The 3,786-nt window shown below is 41.4% G+C and carries 4 protein-coding genes and 1 pseudogene; 2 read left to right on the top strand and 3 right to left on the bottom strand.

Annotated elements, in window-relative coordinates; genetic code table 11:
* The 3 genes and pseudogenes from AC4E92_RS08090 to AC4E92_RS08080 form a co-directional block, all read right to left on the bottom strand.
* Window positions 1-194 (bottom strand): annotated as a pseudogene (locus AC4E92_RS08090) (hypothetical protein); the annotation flags it as partial.
* Window positions 169-1,662 carry an ABC transporter ATP-binding protein gene (locus AC4E92_RS08085; protein ID WP_490240082.1) on the bottom strand — a complete coding sequence of 498 codons (1,494 nt, stop codon included), beginning with the start codon at window positions 1,660-1,662 and terminating at the stop codon, window positions 169-171. The pseudogene AC4E92_RS08090 and the gene AC4E92_RS08085, both read right to left, overlap by 26 nt.
* A gap of 19 nt (window positions 1,663-1,681) precedes the next feature.
* A complete protein-coding gene (locus tag AC4E92_RS08080) occupies window positions 1,682-2,665 on the bottom strand; it encodes a BMP family ABC transporter substrate-binding protein (protein WP_490240081.1) in 984 nt (327 codons plus the stop codon).
* Between the two features lie 212 nt (window positions 2,666-2,877).
* Between AC4E92_RS08080 and AC4E92_RS08075 the strand changes: the two genes are divergently transcribed.
* Together AC4E92_RS08075 and AC4E92_RS08070 are read left to right on the top strand one after the other, a co-directional pair.
* Window positions 2,878-3,228 (top strand): DUF1292 domain-containing protein, encoded by a 351-nt coding sequence (locus AC4E92_RS08075; protein WP_490240080.1) that lies wholly within the window; start codon window positions 2,878-2,880, stop codon window positions 3,226-3,228.
* A gap of 5 nt (window positions 3,229-3,233) precedes the next feature.
* Window positions 3,234-3,786 (top strand): GntR family transcriptional regulator (locus AC4E92_RS08070; protein ID WP_490240079.1); only part of this gene is annotated, 553 nt, incomplete at its 3' end.

The raw sequence follows: 3,786 nt of genomic DNA, 5'->3' as shown, positions 1-3,786 counted from the left end.
CCGGTCAGGATAAGTGGTATCGAACCGCTCAGCATATTGCCAAAAAAATAGATGTTGCTCACAGGACCAAGGTAGAACCATCTGATCGCCGTCAGCGGGTTTTTGCTCGTGAGTATGATTATCGTTGAGCCGCATGCAAAAGCAACCAGCATTGTGAACAAAAAAACTTTAAACCAGTTCTGTTCTGTTTTCATAAGACAGCATCGCCTCAATCAGCCTGCTTTTTGTCAGTGAAGGATTGTTTTCAAACTCTTCGACCAATCTGCCTTTTGAAATCACCAGAATTCTGTCGCAGATTTTCAGCATTTCATCCAGATCGCTTGAGTAAATCAGGATAGATGAGTTCTGCTCGCACAGTTTTAAGAAAATCCTGTGTACAGAGTTTGCGGACTTTAAGTCCAATCCACGAGTTGGATCGCACACAATCAGCAACTTTGGATTTAATTTTATTTCTCTTGCCACGACAACCCGCTGCAAATTTCCACCTGAAAGAGTCCTGGCTGGCTGCCAGACTGACGAAATTTTGATTTCATATTCTCTCACCAGCCGATCAGTCCACTCTTCGATTTTTCTGTAATCGAGCCAGCCAAGATGGGAAAATTCTCTGTAGTTACTCACGATGAGATTGTAAACAACGGGAAGATCCATTGAAAGAGCTTTTTGAATGTGGGGAATGTAACCAATGCCTGCCTTTCTTCTCTCGCCTATGCTATCATGGGTGATTTCCTTTCCCAGAAAGGTGAGCCTTCCGTCTGATACTTTTCTTGTGCCGGCTATTGTTTCTATCAGTTCGACCGCACCGGATGAATTGAACCCGGCTATTCCCAGTATCTCGTTTTCTTTGATCTGAAATGAGATTGGTCCAAATACCTTTTTTTCGATTTTAAAGGTGATGTTTTCAGCTCTCAAAAGCACCTTTTTACCTTCACAGATAGTTTCTTTGCGGACGATTTGAGTTTCACCAGCCATTATCTGAGAAAGTTCTCTTGGGGAAGGTTTTTCTTTTGAAGAATAAACAGTAACACCATTTCTCAAAACCGTTATTTGATCAGACACCATGAGTGCATCCTGCACACTGTGTGTGATGAAAATAATTGTCTTTCCGGATTTTTTTAGATTTTCCATCACTTTGAAAAACTGTTCAGATTCCAGTTCGGTGAGGTATGATGTTGGCTCATCGAATATCAGTATATCCGCTGAAAGATACAGAACCCTGAGTATCTCCACTTTCTGCCTTTCTGCGACAGACAGATCGGATATCTTTTTGTCAAGATCGACGAAAATGCCGCTTTGCTCCATGATCCTATTGATCGTCTTCTTAGCCTGTTTCAGATCGAGAAAAACAAAGAATTTTGAAGGCATTTTCTGTAAAACGATGTTTTCCAGACCCGTGAAGCTTTCTATTAAGCTCAGATTCTGGTGGACCATCGCTATACCGTGTCTTAAGGCATCATGGTGGTTTTTTATGTGCACTTCCATGCCATTGAGAAAAATCTTTCCGTTGTCCATTTTTTCCAGACCGCACAGAATTCTCATCAGAGTTGTTTTGCCTGCACCGTTTTCACCGAGCAATGCGTGAATTGTACCTTTTTCAACGTAAAGACTTGCCCCTTTCAATGCCACTGTACGATTCACCTGAAAGGTTTTGTAAATCTCTTTCATTTCAACACAACTGTTCATTCTATTCACCAAGAGGTTTGATCTTTCCCTGTTTCAACTGTTCGAAGATATCAAGCATCTTTTCTCTGATCTGCTGTGGCACATTTTGCAAATAGGAAGGATCATCGAAAGTAAAGCCGATAACACCTTCTTTTATTCCCCAGCGTTCACTGTGTCCAAAAGGCAGTTTACCCTGATATGCCCTTTTGAGAACATCGTAGATCGCCACATCTGCTTTTTTGAGTGCACAGGCTAAGATCACATCTTCTGACAGGTGGATGATATTCGAATCAACTCCAATGACATACCTGCCGTATTCTTTGGCTTTCTGAATGGCACCTACTCCTGTACCACCTGCAACCAGAAAAATCACATCAACACCCTGTGAGAACTGCATTTGAGCTAATTCTGCTCCCTTATTTGGATCAGACCAACTTCCTGCCACTGAGAAAAGGACTTCTATTTTTTCATCCACATTTTTAGCACCGTTCTGGTAAGCCGGTTTCATTTTCTCTGTCATGGCTGGATAGATATCACCCGCTATCATTCCGACTTTCAACTCTGTGTTTGCTCCAGGAAGACTGCTTTTTGTCACAAGACCTGCAAAGTAACCGGCAAGATACGCCATCTCTTCATCTTTAAAACCAAGCGAATAGACATTTGGAAGATCTGGAGCGATGCCATCTATGAGTGCGAATTTCTGCTGTGGGAACATCCTGGCTGCTTTTTCGACACTTTTTGGCATACCTTCTGTGAAGGTCACTATCAGATCGTACGATTTAGTGGACGCAAGACTTATCAACAACGGTTCCCATTTTGCCGAATTGTAACCTCCTTCGACAACCTTCACATCAAACCCGAGCTCTCTTGATGCGCGCATGGCACCTTCTACCATCATTTCGTAAATGGCATTTCCACCAACTTCTCCGGTTATCAGAAGTGCTACGCTGTAGCCAGTGACAATCACAGAAAAGACAGTTGCAATTAACACAGCGACTTTTTTCACCTGCACTCACCTCCGTGTATTGATGTTGTAAAATAAATGTAGAGAGAAAAAATACCGAAATTATTTCGATACATTCCGAAATTATTTTACCACAGAGTTGTGTACTGTCAATCGTTTGTCAGTTGTTTATCTTTTTGTTTTTCAAAATCAAAGTATTTTCTCTGTTTTGTGATATCATGTAGTTACGATACTGCTTTTGAGGAGTTGATATCATGCAGAAAGAAGATTTTGAGGTTTTTGTGCTGACCGACGAGAACAACGTCGATCATCATTTTGTCCTGCTCGCTGAGATCGAAGATGCCGGCAAAAAATACTGGGTCTGCGAGGAAATAATGGTCGACGAAAATGGTGAGATCGCAGATTTTGGTGAAATCTACCCATTCCAGGTTAAAGAAGGTGAAAATGGAGAACTCTTTGTTGATTCCATAGAGACCGAAGAAGAATTTGAAAAGGTTTCGACTGCCTGGAATGAACTTCTACAGAAGGACGATGAATTGAGAAACATGTTCGATATGGACGAACACGACCATGAGCATGAACATGACGAAGAGGAGGACAACTGATAACTTTGCAAAAAAGTTATTCAGTTGAATCGATTTACAGAGATTTGAAAACCAAAATCGAACAGGGACATTATTCTACAGACAACAGACTGCCAGATGAAGTGCAGTTGGCAAATCTCTACGGTGTCGGCAGGCAGGCTGTGCGAATGGCAATCGAAAAACTGGTAAAAGAAGGTGCCGTCAAAAGAATCAAAGGTCGCGGCACCTTTGTGCTTTTAAGACCAAAAAAACAACTGCTGGGGTTGATCGACGAAAACTGGAGCTTTGAATTTCTTCGAAAAAATCTGAGCAATGTTCCAAAAGAATACGATTACTTCAGCAAGAACTTGCCGGTTTTATCTTTCGAAATAGTATGGTACAGAGAAAAAATCCGTGTTTGTTTTGAAAAATGTTTTCTGGACCCCGTCAGAAATCCGATGGCTCTCAAACTTTTACAGTCTCAGGATCAGATTCATCCCATGGATTTTTGTTTGCAAACCATTGATTCTGGTATGGTTAAAGAGAGCATTGAACTTGTGAAAATTCCAAAAACCGTTATGAAACACCTTGCCATTGAAG

The sequence above is a fragment of the Pseudothermotoga sp. genome (genome assembly GCF_031962025.1).
Lineage (GTDB): Bacteria > Thermotogota > Thermotogae > Thermotogales > DSM-5069 > Pseudothermotoga_B.
The sequence above is the reverse complement of the archived record's forward strand: the minus strand, read 5'-3'. Positions and strand labels throughout refer to the sequence as shown.

Coding starts and splice junctions, on each gene's coding strand:
- AC4E92_RS08085 (WP_490240082.1), bottom strand. CDS start 1,662: ATGAAAGAGATTTACAAAACCTTTCAGGTGAATCGTACAGTGGCATTG.
- AC4E92_RS08075 (WP_490240080.1), top strand. CDS start 2,878: ATGCAGAAAGAAGATTTTGAGGTTTTTGTGCTGACCGACGAGAACAAC.